Source organism: Mycobacterium asiaticum (assembly GCF_001673635.1).
Classification (GTDB): Bacteria; Actinomycetota; Actinomycetes; order Mycobacteriales; family Mycobacteriaceae; genus Mycobacterium; species Mycobacterium asiaticum_C.
This window is the reverse complement of the sequence record NZ_LZMH01000074.1, coordinates 1-15,130: the sequence shown is the minus strand read 5'-3', so window position 1 is coordinate 15,130 and position 15,130 is coordinate 1. Positions and strand designations below refer to the sequence as shown.

General features: G+C 67.1%; 14 protein-coding genes and 1 pseudogene. 9 read left to right on the top strand and 6 right to left on the bottom strand.

Annotated features, from left to right (window positions below; all coding sequences use genetic code 11):
* Window positions 1–51 precede the first annotated feature (51 nt).
* The gene (locus A5645_RS22430) at window positions 52–483 is read right to left on the bottom strand and encodes a type II toxin-antitoxin system Rv0910 family toxin (protein WP_065034924.1); all 432 of its coding nucleotides are present in this window, start codon (window positions 481–483) and stop codon (window positions 52–54) included.
* Window positions 484–557: 74 nt separating this feature from the next.
* Between A5645_RS22430 and A5645_RS22425 the strand changes: the two genes are divergently transcribed.
* The 3 genes from A5645_RS22425 to A5645_RS22415 are packed head-to-tail and all read left to right on the top strand — an operon-like array spanning window position 558 to window position 5,955.
* A complete protein-coding gene (locus tag A5645_RS22425) occupies window positions 558–2,417 on the top strand; it encodes a serine/threonine-protein kinase (protein ID WP_065131081.1) in 1,860 nt (619 codons plus the stop codon).
* The gene (locus A5645_RS22420; RefSeq protein ID WP_065131080.1) at window positions 2,414–4,288 is read left to right on the top strand and encodes a serine/threonine-protein kinase; all 1,875 of its coding nucleotides are present in this window, start codon (window positions 2,414–2,416) and stop codon (window positions 4,286–4,288) included. Before A5645_RS22425 ends, A5645_RS22420 begins: the two co-directional genes overlap by 4 nt.
* Entirely contained in the window at window positions 4,288–5,955 is a 1,668-nt protein-coding gene (locus A5645_RS22415) for a hypothetical protein (RefSeq protein ID WP_065131079.1), read from the top strand. Before A5645_RS22420 ends, A5645_RS22415 begins: the two co-directional genes overlap by 1 nt.
* Here the strand turns inward: A5645_RS22415 and A5645_RS22410 are convergent.
* Both A5645_RS22410 and A5645_RS22405 read right to left on the bottom strand, forming a co-directional pair.
* A complete protein-coding gene (locus tag A5645_RS22410) occupies window positions 5,952–6,755 on the bottom strand; it encodes an SDR family NAD(P)-dependent oxidoreductase (protein ID WP_065034928.1) in 804 nt (267 codons plus the stop codon). The genes A5645_RS22415 and A5645_RS22410 overlap by 4 nt on opposite strands.
* A 4-nt stretch (window positions 6,756–6,759) precedes the next feature.
* Window positions 6,760–7,776 (bottom strand): SDR family NAD(P)-dependent oxidoreductase, encoded by a 1,017-nt coding sequence (locus A5645_RS22405; protein ID WP_065131078.1) that lies wholly within the window; start codon window positions 7,774–7,776, stop codon window positions 6,760–6,762.
* A 180-nt stretch (window positions 7,777–7,956) separates the two neighbouring features.
* On the opposite strand from A5645_RS22405, the pseudogene A5645_RS27340 reads away from it, so the two are divergent.
* Window positions 7,957–8,133: pseudogene (locus A5645_RS27340) on the top strand (globin domain-containing protein); the annotation flags it as partial.
* 109 nt (window positions 8,134–8,242) lie between these two features.
* On the top strand, window positions 8,243–8,893 hold the full coding sequence (locus A5645_RS22400; protein WP_065131077.1) for an MliC family protein: 651 nt from the start codon (window positions 8,243–8,245) through the stop codon (window positions 8,891–8,893).
* Between the two features lie 11 nt (window positions 8,894–8,904).
* Here the strand turns inward: A5645_RS22400 and A5645_RS22395 are convergent, their stop codons facing one another.
* Window positions 8,905–9,975, bottom strand: coding sequence for an NAD(P)-dependent alcohol dehydrogenase (locus A5645_RS22395; RefSeq protein WP_081288499.1), 1,071 nt, complete (start codon window positions 9,973–9,975; stop codon window positions 8,905–8,907).
* Between the two features lie 202 nt (window positions 9,976–10,177).
* On the opposite strand from A5645_RS22395, the gene A5645_RS22390 reads away from it, so the two are divergent.
* The 3 genes from A5645_RS22390 (at window position 10,178) to A5645_RS22380 (ending at window position 12,623) form a co-directional block, all read left to right on the top strand.
* Window positions 10,178–11,101, top strand: coding sequence for an AraC family transcriptional regulator (locus A5645_RS22390; protein WP_065131076.1), 924 nt, complete (start codon window positions 10,178–10,180; stop codon window positions 11,099–11,101).
* 130 nt (window positions 11,102–11,231) lie between these two features.
* Entirely contained in the window at window positions 11,232–11,789 is a 558-nt protein-coding gene (locus tag A5645_RS22385) for a VOC family protein (RefSeq protein ID WP_065034931.1), read from the top strand.
* A 63-nt stretch (window positions 11,790–11,852) separates the two neighbouring features.
* Entirely contained in the window at window positions 11,853–12,623 is a 771-nt protein-coding gene (locus tag A5645_RS22380; protein WP_065131075.1) for a class I SAM-dependent methyltransferase, read from the top strand.
* Here the strand turns inward: A5645_RS22380 and A5645_RS22375 are convergent.
* Both A5645_RS22375 and lspA read right to left on the bottom strand, forming a co-directional pair.
* Window positions 12,606–13,532, bottom strand: coding sequence for an RluA family pseudouridine synthase (locus A5645_RS22375; protein ID WP_065131074.1), 927 nt, complete (start codon window positions 13,530–13,532; stop codon window positions 12,606–12,608). The genes A5645_RS22380 and A5645_RS22375 overlap by 18 nt on opposite strands.
* Window positions 13,529–14,113, bottom strand: coding sequence for a signal peptidase II (lspA, locus tag A5645_RS22370; RefSeq protein WP_065131073.1), 585 nt, complete (start codon window positions 14,111–14,113; stop codon window positions 13,529–13,531). The genes A5645_RS22375 and lspA overlap by 4 nt, the downstream gene beginning before the upstream one ends.
* A 46-nt stretch (window positions 14,114–14,159) precedes the next feature.
* Here lspA and A5645_RS22365 point away from each other — a divergent pair, with 46 nt between their 5' ends.
* On the top strand, window positions 14,160–15,086 hold the full coding sequence (locus A5645_RS22365; protein WP_065034940.1) for an asparaginase: 927 nt from the start codon (window positions 14,160–14,162) through the stop codon (window positions 15,084–15,086).
* The last annotated feature ends 44 nt before the right edge of the window (window positions 15,087–15,130 follow it).

Sequence of the window (15,130 nt, the reverse complement as noted above, 5' to 3'; positions counted from 1 at the left end):
CCGGGTACCGACACCGCATCGGCGTGTCGCCGAGTGTGTCTTGATGGCTTTTTACGCGTACAGCTCGACGAAGTTCTTCAGTGACTTTTCTACGTCACCCTTGACGGCGCGGGCGGCGGCTTTGCCCACCGGGCCGAACAGGGCCCGCCCGCCCAGCTCAAGGCGCAGGCCCATGGTGGAACCGTCCTCGTGGGGGGTCACGGTGACCCGCACGCCGTATTTTGCTCCGCCCTTCCCCTCGCCGGACATCGCGACCTCGTGCGGCGGGTCCCACTTGGTCACCGTCCACGTCACCCGGTTGCGCAGGCCCTTGGAGCGGGCCACACCGACGACCTGGGTGCCTTCGCTGATCTCCTCGGGCACCTCACTGCGCCAGCCCTCGTGCATGACGAGCCATTCGCTCAATTGGGACAGATCCGACACGCGCTCCCACATGTCCTGCGGACTCATGGGTACATCAGAGGTCACCTCGACAGAAGCCATGTCGCGAGAGTAACGGCAGCGCGGTTACGCTCGGCGGCGTAGCTGCCGGAGTCGGCCGAGCGGAGGGAGGGTTAGTGGTCGAGGATCGGACGGGTTCGCAGTTCGGGCCGTACCGGCTGATCCGTCTGTTGGGCAGCGGCGGGTTCGGCGAGGTGTATGAAGCCGAGGACACCGCCATGCACCGCGCGGTGGCGCTGAAGTTGCTCACCGGTGCCTACTCGCAGGATCCGGTGTTCCGCGAGCGGCTCTTCCGGGAGGCGCACACCGCGGGCCGACTGCGCGAACCCCATGTGCTGCCGATCCACGGTTGCGGTGAGATCGACGGCCAGCTCTACATCGACATGCGGCTGGTGCGCGGCGTGGACCTCGAGACGGTGCTCGAGCGTGAGGGGCCGCTCGATCCGGCGCGCGCGGTGAATCTGATCCGCCAGACCGCCGCGGCGCTGGATGCCGCGCATGCCGAGCAAGTGATTCACCGCGACGTCAAACCCGCCAACATCCTGCTTTCCGGAGACGATTTCGCCAGCTTGGTCGATTTCGGACTGGCCAATGCGGCCGGCGACGCTCGGCTGACCAAGCCCGGCAAAGCCGTCGGCACCTTCGACTACGTCGCCCCGGAGCGACTCTCCGGCGCCGCGGTGGACCACCGCTGCGACGTCTATGCGTTGGCCTGCGTGCTTTACGAACTGCTGACCGGCTCGCCGCCCTACGCCGAGCACCGAGACATCGCCGCTTTGATGCAGGCGCAACTGAACGCGCCGATACCGCGGGTCAGTGAGCGACGCGCAGGCATCCCGGCCGAATTGGACGCGGTCATCGCCCGCGGCATGGCAAAGGATCCCGACGCCCGGTATTCCACCGCCGGCGAGTTCGCCGCGGCCGCCCTGCGGGCTCTCAACCCCGCGGCCACCACCCGCGAGTGGACGGCGGCCACTCCCCCGGCGCAGCAACCTCCCGAGGTCCGGCGGCCGCAACCACTACCGGACTGGGCGCGGCCACCGGGCCGAAACACACGGCGCCGCAAGGTGATCGCCGCCGCCGCGATCACCGTCGTCGCCGTCGCGGCAGCGGTGGCGATCATCGCGGTCGTGCGCGGCCCCGCAACGTCACAGCCAGCGGCACCCACCGCACAGCGGCCGTCGTCGAGCGCCCCGATCGTGCTGAAGTTCCCGGCGCTGGTGAACACCCGCGGCGTCGCCGTCGACGAGGCCGGGACCGTCTACGCCACCGAGGTCGGCGGCCGCGCACCCGAGGGGCGGGTCTTGAAACTGCCGGCCGGTCAAACGTCGGCCACCGAGCTCACCTTCGGTGAGTTGGTGCCGACGGGCCTGGCGGTCGACCCGGGCGGCAATGTCTATGTCGCCGACCTGCACGGTCCGGGCGTGTGGAAGCTGTCGCCGGGCGCGCGTGGGCCATCCCTGGCGCCGTTCGGACACCTGATCCGACCGGAAGGGGTGGCCGTCGGCAAGGACGGCAGCGTCTATGTTGCGGACACGGCCGCGCGGCAGGTACTGCGGCTGGCTCCCGGCGCGACGAGCGCCACTGCGTTGATGCCGACGACGCTGCTGAACGCGCCGGCGGGCGTCGCCGTCGACAACGACGGCAATCTCTACATCGCCGACGGCGAGGACCGGCACGTACTGAAGCTGCCCCCCGGCGCTGATACCCCCACCGAACTGCCGTTCGCCGGGCTCCAGCAGCCTTACGGTGTGGCGGTGGACAACAGGGGCAACGTCTACGTCTCCGACGTCGAGGGACGCGGGATCTTCAAGCTGGCTCCCGGCGCCACAAGTGCCACCCCGGTGCCCTTTCCCGGGCTGAACTATCCGTTCGGGTTAACGGTCGACAAGGACGGCAACCTCTATGTCGCCGACTGCCATCGCGGCGACGGGTGCGCCACCGGCAAGGTGCTGGAAATAGGTACCGCGCAATGACTTCGAGTTCCCGGGTGGGTTCACGGTTCGGGCCGTACATCTTGCGACGGTTGCTCGGCACCGGTGGGTTCGGCGAAGTCTACGAGGCCGAGGACACCGCAATGAACCGCGTGGTGGCGCTGAAGTTGCTGTCCAGCAGCTATTCGCACAACCCGGCGTTTCGGGAACGGCTGTTTCGCGAGGCCCGCACGGCTGGGCGACTGCACGATCCACATGTCGTGCCCATCCACGGCTGCGGCGAGATCGACGGGCAGCTCTACATCGACATGCGGCTCATCGACGGCACCGACCTGCAAAGCACCCTGGACCGCGAGGGTGCACTGGGCCCGGCGCGGGCGGTCAACATCGTGCGCCAGATCGCCGCGGCCCTGGACGCCGCACATGCCGAGACCGTGATCCACCGCGACGTCAAACCGGCCAACATCCTGCTCGGCAATGACGACTTCGCCTGTCTGGTGGACTTCGGTCTGGCCAACGCGGCCACCGACACCAAGCTCACCAGTGAAGGCACCACGATCGGCTCGTTCGCCTACCTGGCCCCGGAACGTCTTGCCTCCGGCGAGATCACGCCGGGCGCTGACATTTACGCGCTGGCCTGCGTGCTGTTCGAATGCCTGACCGGATCCGCACCGTACGAGGGCCGGACCGAGATCCCCGCATTGGTCGCCGCACACCTCACCTCCCCGCCGCCGCGGCCGACCCAGCACCACCCAGGCATTCCGGTCGGTTTCGACGAGGTCATCGCCCGGGGTATGGCGAAAGAGCCCGCGCACCGCTACCGCACGGCCGGCGAATTGGCCGCCGCGGCGCAACGAGCCCTGAGCACTCCGGTGCACCAGGGCGGCTGGGGTCCCGAGGAAGCCGTCACCACACGTCCTTGGAGCCCGCCCCCACCACCGGTTCCGCCCGCTGCCCGGCCTCCCGTCCCGGCACCAAAGCCCTTGCGCCGCAAGTCCCGTCGCGGGACCTTGCTCGCCGTTGGGACGCTTGCGCTGGTTGCCGTCACCGCTGCCGTCATCGCGGTGGTGGCCGCACCCGGGCCCACCGAGCGCCGAACTCCGAGCACCAGCGCCAGCGCCAGCCCGACCAGCGCCGCGCCGGTCACCAGCGCCGCGCCGCCATTGAACGCCACCCGCCTGCCAATCATCGGGTACGGGGAACTCGGCGGTGTCGCGATCGGCCCGGGCGGGGACATCTTCGTCGTCGACACCAGCACCGCCCGCGTCTACCGGTTCGCCGCCGACTCCGCCGCCCCAGTCGAGGTGCCGTTCAGGGGGCTCACCCGACCCAAGCGGATCAGTGTCGATGGCGCCGGCGGTATTTACGTGACCGACTTCCAGAAGGGCGACAACGTCGGAAAGGTCTGGAAGCTCGCCCCCGGCGCCGCCGACCCGGTGGAGTTACCGTTCGGCCGGCTGTTTCCCAACGGTGTAGCGGCCGACGCCGCCGGAACGGTATTCGTCGCCGCGAACGATCGGGTGCTCCGACTAGAGGCGGGATCCACCACCCCGACCGTGCTGCCGTTCGGCAGCGGGATGTACGAAGGGGTCGCCGTCGACGGCGCCGGCAACGTCTATGCCCTGCAGTCGGGACGAGTGCTCAAACTGGCTCCCGGCGATACGAATCCGACTCAACTACCGTTCGGACAGCTCGGTCGGGCGCAGGGCGCCGCGGTCGATGGTCAGGGCACGATGTACGTCATCGACAACGCCGACAACCGGGGACGGTTGCTGAAGCTCCCGGCCGGTGCCACCACATCGACCCAGCTCTTCGCGCCGGAGAACCAGTCATTCGGCGGCGTGGCAATCGACGGCGCAGGCAACATCTACCTGACCGAGAACACCCGGTTGCTCAAGGTCGGTGCCAGCTGATGGCCAACCAGAGCCTGAAAAGCGTGCTCGCACAGGGCGGCCCGCTTGATCCCGCGCGGGCGATCGACGTGGTGAGCCGGGTTGCGGCCGCGATCGACGCCGCCCACGCCAGCCAAACCGTGCACCGTGACGTCAGCACCGACACCATCTATTTCGCCGGCGACGGTTCGGTGTTCCTCGGCGACCGTGGTGGGTCCACGCCATCCACCGAGCGCACTCGCTCGCTGGTCACCAACACCGAGGCCACCTACCGAGGCGACGTCGACGCGTTGGCGGCGGTGTTGTATGAGTGCCTGCTCGGGCATCCCCCGCAGGCCGCCGGTCCCGACGTGCCGGTTCCGCGCCCCAGCGAGCAGCGTGCCGGCCTACCCGGTGCGTTCGACGATGTGGTCGCCAAGGGACTGGCCGCCAATCCCGACGATCGCTACCACAGCGCGGCCGAACTGGTGGCCGCCGCCCGGGCCGCCCTCGCTGTGGGCCCACCCGCGCCGTTTAGCCCGTCAGAGGCCGCGACCCGAACCATCGACCTGCCACCCCCGCCACCGAGCCCCAATCCTCCACCGCCGCAATGGGATCCCGGCTATGGACGCTCCCCCACGGTGTCGTATCCGCATTCCCGCCCGATCCCGCTACCGTCGCCACCTCCGCGGCGTCGGCGACGGCGCCTCGCGCCGGTGCTCGCCGTCGTCGTCATCGTCGGCGCGGTGGTGGCCGGGGCCATCGCCATTCCGCGACTCGTCCATCACAGCGGTTCCACCCCGGCCGCGTCCACCACTTCGACGGTGGCCCCCGCGGGGCCGCGGCGCACCTACGCCGGCCAACCCATCGAACTGCCCTTCCCGGGAATGTATCCGACGAAGAGCCTTGCGGTGGACGGTGCGGGGAACATTTACGTTCTGGCTTCGATCGCGCCACCGCCCGACGCCGGCATGTTCGATTCGAACCCCGCGCAACTGTTCAAGCTGACGCCCGGGGGAAGCGGCCCCACCACCCTCGAGTTCCCCGGCGTGGATCTGCGTTCGGCGTCGGACCTGACTGTCGATCAGGCAGGCAACATCTACGTCAGTGTGGGCGCCCAGGTCTGGTTCATCGAGGCCGGCAAGTCCACGGCGATCCGATTGCCGTTCCGGGGGTTCTCGTCGATCCAGGCCATCGCGGTCGACACGGCAGGCAACGTCTACGCGGTCGGGGGTCTGCTGACCGAGGACATGGCGCTGAAGTACGGCGCCAAAAAGCTGGCCCCCGGCGAAAACCGGCCAACCGACCTGGCTTTCAGTGACATCTTCCTGCCTCGGGGCATGGCGGTGGACAAAGCCGGCAATATCTACATCTGCGCCGGCGTCAAGGGCACGGGCCATGGCCGCATACTCAAATTGGCGGCCGGCGCCACTGCCGCGACCGCGCTGCCGATCCCCGACCTCATCGAGCCTCGGCATGTGGCGTTCGACAGCGCGGGCAACATCTTCATCGCCGACGGCTTCGGCCGCGGATTTTTTGAATGGCCGGTGGACGGTGGCAGCGTCGTCAAAGTGCCCCTGGTCGCGAACAGCTACGACGTCGCATTCGACTCCACGAACAACCTCTACGTCCTGACGTCAGCGGTCTCCGACAGATCAGACAAGCTCGTTCAGCCCGGCCGGGTCTTGAAGATACCGCCGGACGGCTAGCGGCCCGGCCCGCCTCGCAGGGCGTTACCGATCCGGATGCCAGGTAGCAGCAGACTGCGCGGAATGAGCCTGCCGCTGGTGCTGACCACCTTGGGCACCGTGCCCGGCACCACCGTGCGCTTGCCGGCGAGCATGCCCTTGATCGCCTGCTCGGCGACCTCATGCGGCGTGGTTTGGAACACCGGGAGGCTGAACCGCTCGGCATCGGCGATCTGCGCCCACTCGGTGGGCACCGGACCGGGACACAGCGCGGTGACCGACACCCCGGTGCCGTGCAGTTCCTCCTGCACGGCCTCGGAGAACGTCAAGACGAACGCTTTGGTGGCCGAGTAGACGGCCATGTACGGGATCGGCTGGAAACCGGCGATCGAGGCGATGTTCAGCACGGCGCCGGCGCCGCGCTCAACCATGCCGGGCAGTGCCGCGTGGGTGAGCTCGGTCAACGCCAGCGCATTGAGGGTGACTTCCTCGCTTTCCCGTTCGAAGGGCAACTCCCAGAACTTGCCGCTGGTGCCGAATCCGGCGCTGTTGCACAACCCGCCGATCGGATCGGTGCGCAGGCGGTCGACCAGCTTCCCGCGGGATGCCGTGTCGGACAGGTCAAGTGGCAGTACCTCCACCTCGACCTTGTCGGAGGCACGCAACTGCTCGGCGAGCTCGTCGAGGCGTTCGCGCCGGCGCGCGACGAGGACCAGGGGAAAGCCGCGGCCGGCGAGGCCCTTGGCCAGTTCGGTGCCGATGCCCGAGGAGGCGCCGGTGATGACGACGGTCGCGTTCTTGTTCGGTTTGGGCAGGCTCATGAGGTCACCAGTGAATCCCGCGGGTCGCCTGCAGGAAGGTCTCGCTGCGGCGATCGAGATCCTTTTGATCACCCTTGTCTTCGCTGCCCTTGGCCGCCGAGGAATCGTCGAACATGCTGAAGGCGCGGTTGCGCACCCGGTCCATGACGGCGGGATTGACGGCGTCGGCGACCGCGGCAAACTGCCCGAACGGCGAGCTGGCCCGCCGCGGCCGGTGGATCAGCGCATCGGTGATCACGCCGGCGGCTTGATCCGGGGTCAGCGTCGGGAACTTGTCGTACATGGTGGTTGGGCTGATCATCGGCGTGCGTACCAGTGCCATGTGCACGGTGGTGAATCGCACGTTGTCACTGACGGTTTCGGCCTGCAGCGCATCGCACAAGCTGTCCAGCGCGGCCTTGCTGGCGATGTAGGCGCCGAACCGCGGTGCGCGGGTTTGTACACCGACCGAGGAGACGTTGACGATGTGGCCGAAGCCGCGCTCGCGCATACCGGGGATGAACTTGAGGATCAGCTGGACCGCACCCAGGTAGTTCAGTTGAATGGTCCGCTGGTAGTCGTGGATGCGGTCGTAGGAAAGGGCCAGCGAACGGCGGATCGAGCGTCCGGCGTTGTTGATCAGGATGTCGACGCCGCCGAGGTCCTCGAGCACCTTGTCGGCCATCTCGGCGATCGCGTCCATGTTGGACAGGTCGCAGGGGTACACGTGGGCGGTGCCCCCGTTGCCGCGGATGTCGTCGGCGACCTTCTCCAGGTTCTCCAGGGTGCGAGCGACCAGAACCACAGTGCCGCCCGCCTCGGCGATCTTGTGCGAGGCCGCCTCGCCGATGCCCGAAGATCCGCCCGTTATCAGCGCGATCCTGCCTTCCACCGCGTCCTCGAGCTTGCGGCCCTGCACCGCGTCGCGCAGGTTGCGCCAGTAGAACGGCCGGTACCGACCCGCGGAGTTCGGCGTGTTGATCAGGTTCGACACAGCCGCGAACGGCTTCTCGACCAGATTCGTGAGGTCACCAAGATTCATTGACAGTTGCTCCTGATGGCGGTGTGGACGGTGTGACACAGGTCATGAAGCCAACCTAGGACATCGGCGGGCCAATTTATACAGATTGCCGGCATGTAAACAATCGTCTTGTAACGCCGGATAATCCGGTGGTGACGGCGGACTAACTGTCCAGCAACCGGCAGATGTTCGACTGGGGCGATGCCGCCACTCAAGCTTTTCCCACTCCGCAGACGCCTCAGCATCTACGACCGGATCGGCGGCTACCAGGCGATCGAAACCGTCGTCGACGACTTCTAGGATCGCGTGCTCGCCGATGCCCAACTGGCCGGCTTCTTCAGCGGGACCAATATGAGCCGGCTCAAAGGCAGGCAGGTGTGATAGCGATAGCGCCGCTGGCCTCAGACATCGCACCGGGCGAAAGCAGCAGCACGAAAGTCTGAGCGCCTCGCGTGCGAACTCCCCAACGTGCGGGATAGTCGACGGTGTGAAACTGTTCGCCGTCTGCCTGGTCGCCGCGTTCGTCGTCACCGCCTGCGGCGGGCAGGCCCCGCCCAGTTCTCCCACCTCTTCCCGCACAAGTTCCGTCACAAGCAATACCACGACGGCCGCGCCCGCGGCCGCGGCCGGCACGTTCGATTGCGCTAAACCCACGAACAAGGCGCAGCAATTGATCTGCAGCGAAACACAATTGACTGACCTGGACCATCGTGTGCAGACCGCTTATCAGCAGGCCCTGACCCGCGCCGGCGCTGACCAGCCCGCGCTCACGGCCGCGCAAAACGCCTTTGTCGCCACCAGGGACGGCTGCGCGGACCATGCCGACATGCGGCCATGTGTGCTGGAGGCCTACCAGACACGGCTGGTCGAGTTGGCCATCGCCGACCCGGCCACTGCCGCGCCGCCGGTCGTGTCCTACGACTGCCCGCCGGACGCCGGCACCCTGACCGCCCAGTTCTACAACCAGCTCGAACCGAAGACGGCGGTGCTGGATTGGAAGGGCAACCGCGTCATTCTGTTCATTCAGCCCTCCGGTAGCGGCGCCCGGTACGGCCGCCAGGGATCGGAATACTGGGAACACCAGGGCGAGGTGACCTTGAATCTCAGCGGCACCGAATTCGTCTGCCGGACAAGGTGATCAACTGCTGATCAGTCGAAGACGACCACCGCGCGACCTACAATGTCTCCCTGACCCAAGGCTTCCAGAGTCTCGTTGATGTCCTCGAGTTTGACTGGGACGACACGATGCTTGATCAAACCTTGGCTGGCCAAGGCCAAGACCTCGCGCAGGTCGTTGTAGTTGCCCCAGAACGACCCGTAGTAGGACTTTTCCCCGCTGACGAAGGGGAACAGGGGCAGTTCTACGCGCTGACCCATCAGGCCAACTTGGGACAGCGCGCCCTCGGTGGCCAGGATGGCGGCCGCCAACCCCAACGACTCCGGAGACCCGGCGCAGTCAAGGACGGCATCGACGGTGCGCCGGCCGGTCAGGTCCTCCAGCTCGTTCTGCACATCTTCGGCGGACTTGTCCCGGACATTGACGGTGTGGTGGGCTCCGTGTTCCCTTGCGACAGCGAGCTTTTCGTCGCTCCGCGCGAAGCCGAGCACTGTCGCCCCAGCACCGAGCAGCCGCGCGTACTGAACCCCATAGCTGCCCAGGCCACCGATGCCGTTGACAACCACGGTGCGACCGGCGCCGAGCTTGCCCGCGTCGCGCAGCTTCTTCATCCCCCGGTACGGGGTGAGCCCGGCATCGGTTAGCGGGGCCAAGTACTCGGGTTGAGAATCCGGTTGATCTGCAACGGAGATGACGTGGTCGTAGGGTGCGACCATGTATTCGGCGAAGCCCCCGTTCGGGCCGAAGCCGACGAGTTGCCCATCGGTGCACAGTTGTTGGTTGCCTTCGTGGCATTGGCGGCAGGTGCCGTCGCCCCAGTTCGGGTCTACCACGACGAGATCCCCCTCGGAGATCGCCGCGGATTCCGGCACATCCGCGCCTACCTCGGCGATGGTTCCCGCCACTTCGTGGCCTGGAATGAAGGGCAACTCCACTGGCAGGCCGTCCCGGAAGTAACCATCGAGGAGTTGATAGTCGCTGCGGCACATGCCGGTAGCGGCCACCTTGATCAGAACCTGATCACGCCCGACGTCGGGCACCGGCACTTCATCGATCTGCAGTGGCTGGTTGTAACCGTGCATGCGCGCTGCCCGCATCGGCATGATCCCTCCTCGATTTCAACGATGAACGTTTCGACGCCTGCCCGGGGCGATAGAAATAGCCAACCTGATCCTCGAGCGCCGGGGTATCACATTCCTGCTCGATGTTTGCCGATTCCGCCACGACGGCTATATCGGTGGGCCCGGGGCTGTCACCGAGCGGACGGGTCTGCCGTCGGATACCTTTGCGCAAGGAGGTGCCGCGTTGACCGCCACCGAGCACATCGAGCAGCACATAACGTCGGGTGATCTGGTCGCCGACTTAACTACCCGAGCGGTGCATGTCGGCGCGAACGTCGGCCTGTGGCCGGGCCTGACGATCTACCGTTTCACCGAGCCCACCGAACCCGAGTGGCAAGAGATTCGCGGACTGTCGATCGGCGTCGTCGCCCAGGGCCGCAAGGCGGTCATCGACAAGGGCAGACGCTACGTCTATGACCAGTTCAACTATCTGGTCATCAACGGCGACTTACAGTTCCAAAGCGAGGTTCTCGAGGCCTCACCCGGCCGGCCCTGCCTGTGCCTGGTCCTCGAGATCGACCCCTCCACCGTCCGCAGCATCTCGGACAAGATGCCCGGGCAGCGCCGCATCTCGACGGGCGCTCTCCGGGAACTCGCCGAGACCTGTGTGATTTCCACCCTCGACGACGAGGTGTTGAGTTCGGTGCTGCGATTTCTGCGGTCGCTGTCCACCGACGTCGAGCGACGCGTCCTGGCACCGTTGTATCAGCGGGAGCTGGTCTACCGGGTATTGCAGCGAGAACAGTTTGCGCGGATGCTCCACTTTGCCGAGCAACAGGCAGCGGGCAATCCGATTCGTGCCGCACTGATTTACATCAACGCCCACTTGGCGGATCCGATCACTGTTGCCACGATGGCCGCGCAGGTGGGCTTGAGCCCGTCCGCCTTCACCAGGACGTTCCGCGAGGTGACCGGGTCATCGCCGTACCAGTACGTCAAAGATGTGCGGCTGAACAGAGCGCGCGAACTCGTGATCGATCGTCGCCTCGGTGTGTCAGAAATCGCCCATGGGGTGGGGTACACCAGCGCCTCGCACTTCATCAAGGAGTTCCGTAATCGATTCGGCTCGACGCCACGGGATTACTGGAACGGCACAACCAACAGATGATCCGCCCCGGTATAGCAAAGCGCCCGCATCCGTAGCGGATTCCGGTATTCGTACGGCGTTGTCGCCACCTCCGCCGTTGACTACGCGGTGTGGCCGCCGCAGCCACCTCGCCGCAACAGGAGGACAGCGCATGACCGGATCGGCTTGGGGCTTGCAGCCGCCACGAACCATCACCCACGTAGGCGTAACCGTGACGGACGCCGACGCCGCGATTGACTGGTATCGAAACGTGCTTGGATTTCAGCTCTTACACGAACCACAGGAGTACACCGCGGGCGAGGGCTACTTCGGCGGGTTGGTTGCGGACATGTTGGGGCCACACGTCGTATCCGGCAGGATCGCCATGATGGACGCCGGAAACGGAGTCGGTCTTGAGATATTCGAATTCTCGGACCCAAAGCCCGAGCAGCGCGGTGCAGACGAGAACACGCAATTCTATCTGCAGAAGACGGGCACGTTCCACTTCTGCGTCATCGATCCGGATGTCGAGAGCCTGGCGAAGCGGATAGCTGACAGCGGCGGTAAGCAACGCAGCGCGGTGTGGGAGTTCGCTCCTGGCATCGGGTTTTATGTGTGTTATTGCGAGGACCCGTTCGGCAATATCGTGGAGATCTATTCGCACGGCACATGCCAAATTTGGAGCACTCTGGCGCAGGTGAACGGTAAAGCTGGGAAACACCAACTCTGACCCTTCTCACCCGGCTGGCGCGGAGTGGTTGTGCAGTACGCCATTTCCTGGATAGTTACCTTCATGCATCGGACATTCGAAGACCTGGTGGCCGAGGCCGAGTCAGTCCCGCTCGACGGATGGGACTTCTCCTGGTTCGACGGTCGCGCGACCGAGGAGCGGCCGTCCTGGGGTTATCAGCGGCTGATGAGTAGTCGTCTGGCGGAAGTTTCTGCCGCCCTGGATATTCAGACCGGTGGCGGCGAGGTATTGGCTGGGGCGCAGCGATTTCCGCCCACCATGGCGGCGGTGGAGTCCTGGCCGCCCAACGCGGCGCTGGCGACCAAACGGCTGCATCCGCGGGGTGTGGTGGTGGTCGCCACACCCACCGAATCGCCGCTGCCGTTCGCCGAGGAGGCCTTCGACCTGGTGACAAGCAGCCATCCGAACACCGTGTGGTGGAACGAGATTGCGCGGGTGTTGCGGCCCGGCGGCAGCTACCTCGCCCAGCACATCGGGCCGGCCACTGTCTCGGAGTTGGTCGAATACTTCATCGGGCCGCAGCCCGAAGCGTGGGCGCGGCGGCACCCGGATCACGAGCGGGCACAGGCGGAAGCGGCCGGCCTGCAGATCGTGGACATGCGGTCCGAGCGGCTGCGCCAGGAATTCTTCGACATCGGCGCCGTCGTTTACTTCCTGCGCAAGGTGATCTGGACGGTGCCCGACTTCACCGTCGACCGCTATCGCGAGCGGTTACGCGCACTGCACGAGCGCATCCAGCACGAGGGGCCGTTCGTCGCGCATGCCGCGCGCGTCCTCGTCGAGGCGCGCAAACCGTCACCCCTCGGCGCGTAGCACGCCCAGCGCGTGCTCCAGGTCGGCCGGGTACGGGGCCTCGATCTCTACCCGGCGGCCGTCGGCCGGATGGGCGAACGCCAGCGACCGCGCGTGCAGCCACTGCCGTTCCAGACCAAGCCTTTTCGCCAGCTTGGGATCGGCACCGTAGACCAGGTCACCGCAGCAGGGGTGATGCAGTGCGGCGAAGTGCACGCGAATCTGGTGCGTGCGACCGGTCTCCAGGTGCACGTCGAGCAGACTGGCGGCGACGAACGCCTCCACGGTGTCGTAGTGGGTGATACTGTGCCGGCCATCCCGCTTGACCGCGAACTTCCACTCCGGGCCGGGATGCCGGCCGATCGGGGCGTCGATGGTGCCACTGGACGGATCTGGATGTCCCTGCACCAGCGCGTGATAACGCTTGTCGACGGTGCGTTGCTTGAACGCACGCTTCAGTACGGTGTACGCGCGTTCGGAGATCGCCACCACCATCACCCCGGAGGTGCCGACATCCAGGCGATGCACGATGCCCTGCCGCTCATGCACCCCGGATGTGGTGATCCGGTAGCCCGCGGCGGCCAGTCCGCCCAGCACGGTCGGACCGGTCCAGCCCATCGACGCGTGCGCGGCCACCGCCGCGGGTTTGTCGACGGCGACGATGTCGTCGTCGGAGTACAGGATCGTCATGCCCTCGATATCGACAGGCGTGTTCTCCGGCGGCTTGGGCGGCTCCGGCAGCCGAACCTGCAGCCAGGCACCCGAATTCAAACGGTCGGACTTCCCGGCCGTCACGCCGTCGAGTTCGACGCCCCCGTTCTCGGCGATGGCGGCGGCGGCGCTGCGGGACAACCCCAGCAGGCGAGCCAACCCGGCGTCCACGCGCATACCCGCCAGCCCCTCGGGGACCGGCATCGAGCGGTTGGTCATTCCTTCGACTCGGCGTTGCGCCGGCCCACGGTGTCGAAGTCGAACCCGAAGATCGACAGCACAACGAGCAGGATGGCGCCACCCACCACGGACGGGTCCGCGACGTTGAATACCGGCCACCAGCCGACCGACAGAAAGTCCACCACGTGGCCGCGCAGCGGCCCGGGTGCCCGGAAGAAACGGTCGACCAGGTTTCCCATCGCGCCGCCCAGGATCATCCCCAGCCCCAGCGCCCACCACGGTGAGACCAGCCGACGCCCCATCCAGAAGATGCCGACCACCACGCCGGTCGCGATCAGCGTCAGCACCCAGGTGTAGCCGGTGGCCATCGAAAACGCGGCCCCCGAATTGCGGACCAGCGTCCAGGTCACGGTGTCCCCGATGATCGACACTGGCTGGCCCGGGGGCAGCAGTTTGACCGCCAGCACCTTGGTCACGATGTCCAGCGAAAGCACCACCGCCGCAACCGCCAACAGCAAACGCAGCCGCCGGGGCGGCGGGGCTGCCTCGGGTTCGTGGGCTGACACGGCGTCACCGGCTGAAGTCAGCGGATCGGCGGACCCTGTTGGTTCGTCAGGCACCCCACCATCATCCACTAAGCCGCCGCGGGTGCGGGATGATCCCCTGATGGGCCGCGTCACCGTGATCACCACCGGAGGGACGATTTCGACGAGCACCGGCGCCGACGGCGTGCGCCGGCCCGCGCACTCGGGCGCCGACCTCACCCAAGGACTCGACGTCGACGTCGTCGACCTGATGGCCGTCGACAGTTCCGAACTGACACCGCCGGACTGGGACCGGATGCGCGATGCGGTGCATACCGCGATCGCCGACGGTGCGGACGGGATCGTGATCGCGCATGGCACCGACACCATGGAAGAGAGCGCCCTGTGGCTGGAGCTGACCTATTCGGGTGAGGTTCCGGTCGTGTTGACCGGTGCGATGCGCAGCGCCGATGCGCCCGACGCGGACGGACCCGCCAACCTGCGGGCCGCGGCGGCGGTGGCGGCCCACCCGGCCGCCCGCGGGCTGGGAGTGCTGGTGTGTTTCGCCGGCCGGGTGCTGCGACCGCTGGGACTGCGCAAGGCCGCAACCCAGGACCTCAGTGGTTTCGCCGGGCAGCTGCTCGGCACCGCCGACAGCGTTGTGTCGTTGACCGGAGCCAAGGTTCGACCGTTCGCCGGTGACATCCGGGCGGCCGGGGCACCCCGGGTCGACATCGCCGTGGCGTATCTGGGCAGTGACGCGGTCGCGCTGGACGCTTTCGCGGCGGCCGGGGCTCGCGCGGTGGTGCTGGAGGCTCTGGGTTCCGGCAACGCCGGGGTCGCCGTCGTCGACGGGGTGCGGCGCCTGTCCCGCGCCGGGGTGACGGTCGCCGTGTCCACCCGGGTGCCCAGCGGCCGGGTGAGCGCCGGTTACGGGCCGGGCGACGACCTGGCGCGTGCGGGCGCGCTGCTGGTGCCGCGACTGGGCCCGCCGCAGGCGCGCGTGCTGCTGATGGCGGCCCTGGCCGCGGGCCTACCCGTCGCCGACGTCCTCGATCGCTGGGGCTGAGGCGTCCCGCTCGCGCAGATCACCGACGTAGTCTGCCCAGTCCA

What these genes read in the sequence shown, in the direction of transcription:
- A5645_RS22410 (WP_065034928.1), bottom strand. Translation starts at nt 6,755, where the DNA reads ATGAGCCTGCCCAAACCGAACAAGAACGCGACCGTCGTCATCACCGGC.
- A5645_RS22420 (WP_065131080.1), top strand. Translation starts at nt 2,414, where the DNA reads ATGACTTCGAGTTCCCGGGTGGGTTCACGGTTCGGGCCGTACATCTTG.
- A5645_RS22380 (WP_065131075.1), top strand. Translation starts at nt 11,853, where the DNA reads ATGCATCGGACATTCGAAGACCTGGTGGCCGAGGCCGAGTCAGTCCCG.
- A5645_RS22375 (WP_065131074.1), bottom strand. Translation starts at nt 13,532, where the DNA reads ATGACCAACCGCTCGATGCCGGTCCCCGAGGGGCTGGCGGGTATGCGC.
- A5645_RS22430 (WP_065034924.1), bottom strand. Translation starts at nt 483, where the DNA reads ATGGCTTCTGTCGAGGTGACCTCTGATGTACCCATGAGTCCGCAGGAC.
- A5645_RS22405 (WP_065131078.1), bottom strand. Translation starts at nt 7,776, where the DNA reads ATGAATCTTGGTGACCTCACGAATCTGGTCGAGAAGCCGTTCGCGGCT.
- A5645_RS22415 (WP_065131079.1), top strand. Translation starts at nt 4,288, where the DNA reads ATGGCCAACCAGAGCCTGAAAAGCGTGCTCGCACAGGGCGGCCCGCTT.
- A5645_RS22395 (WP_081288499.1), bottom strand. Translation starts at nt 9,975, where the DNA reads ATGCCGATGCGGGCAGCGCGCATGCACGGTTACAACCAGCCACTGCAG.
- A5645_RS22365 (WP_065034940.1), top strand. Translation starts at nt 14,160, where the DNA reads ATGGGCCGCGTCACCGTGATCACCACCGGAGGGACGATTTCGACGAGC.
- A5645_RS22385 (WP_065034931.1), top strand. Translation starts at nt 11,232, where the DNA reads ATGACCGGATCGGCTTGGGGCTTGCAGCCGCCACGAACCATCACCCAC.